This is a genomic window from Collimonas sp. NPDC087041, from assembly GCF_044745265.1.
Taxonomy (GTDB): domain Bacteria; phylum Pseudomonadota; class Gammaproteobacteria; order Burkholderiales; family Burkholderiaceae_D; genus Collimonas.
The window spans coordinates 2,717-5,266 of sequence record NZ_JBIUZX010000020.1 but is presented as its reverse complement, the minus strand read 5'-3'; the positions used below and the strand labels follow the sequence as shown (position 1 = coordinate 5,266).

General features: G+C 54.6%; 1 protein-coding gene. It reads left to right on the top strand.

The genetic code is table 11. The features are described from left to right. Positions 1 to 2,550: beta strand repeat-containing protein (locus ACIPF8_RS23690; RefSeq protein WP_400426181.1), on the top strand; the 2,550-nt coding region annotated here is incomplete at both ends.

Genomic DNA, 2,550 nt, shown 5'->3' with positions numbered 1-2,550 from the left:
CCGGCCTGAGCACAACCAACAGCAACGTGACTTCGTTGTCGACCTCGGCTTCGACAGGCATCACCTCGCTGTCGACCGGGTTGAGCACAACTAACAGTAACGTCACTTCGTTGTCGACTTCGGCTTCGACAGGCATCACCTCGCTGTCGACTGGCCTGAGCACGACCAACAGCAATGTAACGTCGTTGTCGACTGGCTTAAGCACAGCCAACAGCAACGTGACTTCGTTGTCGACCTCGGCTTCGACCGGTATCACATCGCTGTCGACTGGCTTGAGCACCACTAACAGCAACGTAACGTCGTTGTCTACTGGCCTGAGCACAACGAACAGCAACGTGACCTCGTTGTCGACTTCGACTTCAACTGGTTTGAGTACAGCAACTAGTGGCATCACTTCGTTGTCGACTGGCTTGAGCACAACGAACAGCAACGTGACTTCGCTGTCGACATCGGCTTCGACAGGTATCACTTCGCTGTCAACCGGATTGAGCACGACGAATAGCAATGTGACCTCGTTGTCGACTGGCCTGAGCACAACCAACAGCAACGTGACCTCGTTGTCGACTTCGACTTCAACTGGTTTGAGTACAGCAACTAGTGGCATCACTTCGTTGTCGACTGGCTTGAGCACAACGAACAGCAACGTGACTTCGCTGTCGACATCGGCTTCGACAGGTATCACTTCGCTGTCAACCGGATTGAGCACGACGAATAGCAATGTGACCTCGTTGTCGACTGGCCTGAGCACAACCAACAGCAACGTGACCTCGTTGTCGACTTCGACTTCAACTGGTTTGAGTACAGCAACTAGTGGCATCACATCGCTGTCGACTGGCTTGAGCACAACCAACAGCAACGTGGCGTCGCTATCGACTGGTTTGAGCACGGCCACCAGCGGTATCGGTTCGCTGTCGACCGGCCTGAGTACAACCAACAGTAACGTGACCTCGTTGTCGACTTCGACTTCAACTGGTTTGAGTACAGCAACTAGTGGCATCACCTCGCTGTCGACCGGTTTGAGCACGACGAATAGCAACGTGACGTCGCTGTCGACTGGTTTGAGTACGGCTACCAGCGGTATCGGTTCGCTGTCGACCGGCCTGAGCACAACCAACAGTAACGTGACCTCGTTGTCGACTTCGACTTCAACTGGTTTGAGTACAGCAACTAGTGGCATCACATCGCTGTCGACTGGTCTGAGCACAACCAACAGCAACGTGACGTCGCTGTCGACTGGTTTGAGCACGGCCACCAGCGGTATCGGTTCGCTGTCGACCGGCCTGAGCGCAACCAACAGTAACGTGACCTCGTTGTCGACTTCGACTTCTACTGGTTTGAGTACAGCAACTAGTGGCATCACATCGCTGTCGACTGGCTTGAGCACAACCAACAGCAACGTGACTTCGTTGTCGACCGGCTTGAGCGCAACCAACAGTAATGTCACATCGTTGTCGACCTCAACTTCGACTGGCTTGAGTACAGCTACCAGCGGTATCACTTCGCTGTCAACTGGCTTGAGCACGACCAACAGCAACGTGACTTCGCTGTCGACCGGCCTGAGCACAACCAACAGTAACCTCACTTCGTTGTCCACTTCGGCTTCGACTGGCATCACCTCGCTGTCGACCGGTTTGAGCACAACCAACAGCAATGTGACTTCGCTGTCGACCGGTTTGAGCACGACGAATAGCAACGTGACATCGTTGTCGACTGGCTTGAGCACGACCAACAGCAACGTGACGTCGTTGTCGACTTCGGCCTCGACAGGTATCACGTCGCTGTCAACTGGGTTGAGTACAGCCACCAGCAGTATCACTTCGCTGTCAACTGGCTTGAGTACAGCTACCAGCGGTATCACTTCGTTGTCGACTGGCCTGAGCACAACCAACAGTAATGTCACCTCGTTGTCGACCTCGACATCGACTGGTCTGAGCACAGCTACTAGCGGTATCACTTCGCTGTCAACTGGCTTGAGCACAACCAACAGCAACGTGACTTCGTTGTCGACCGGTCTGAGCACAGCAACCAGCGGCATCACTTCACTGTCGACTGGCCTGAGTACAACCGACAGCAATGTCACCTCGTTGTCGACTTCGGCTTCAACCGGTTTGAGTACAGCTACCAGTGGTATCACTTCGTTGTCGACGGGCCTGAGCACGGCCGCCAGCGGCATCACTTCGCTGTCGACCGGTTTGAGCACAACCGACAGTAATGTCGCGTCGTTGTCGACCTCGACTTCGACTGGCTTGAGTACAGCGACCAGCGGTATCACTTCGTTGTCGACTGGCTTGAGCACGACCAACAGCAACGTGACTTCGCTGTCGACCGGTTTGAGCACGACCAACAGCAACGTGACTTCGTTGTCGACCGGCCTGAGTACAACCGATAGCAATGTCGCGTCGTTGTCGACTTCGACTTCAACCGGTTTGAGTACAGCTACCAGCGGCATCACTTCGCTGTCGACCGGTTTGAGCACGACCAACAGCAACGTGACTTCGTTGTCGACCGGCCTGAGTACAACCGATAGCAATGTCGCGTCGTTGTCGACGT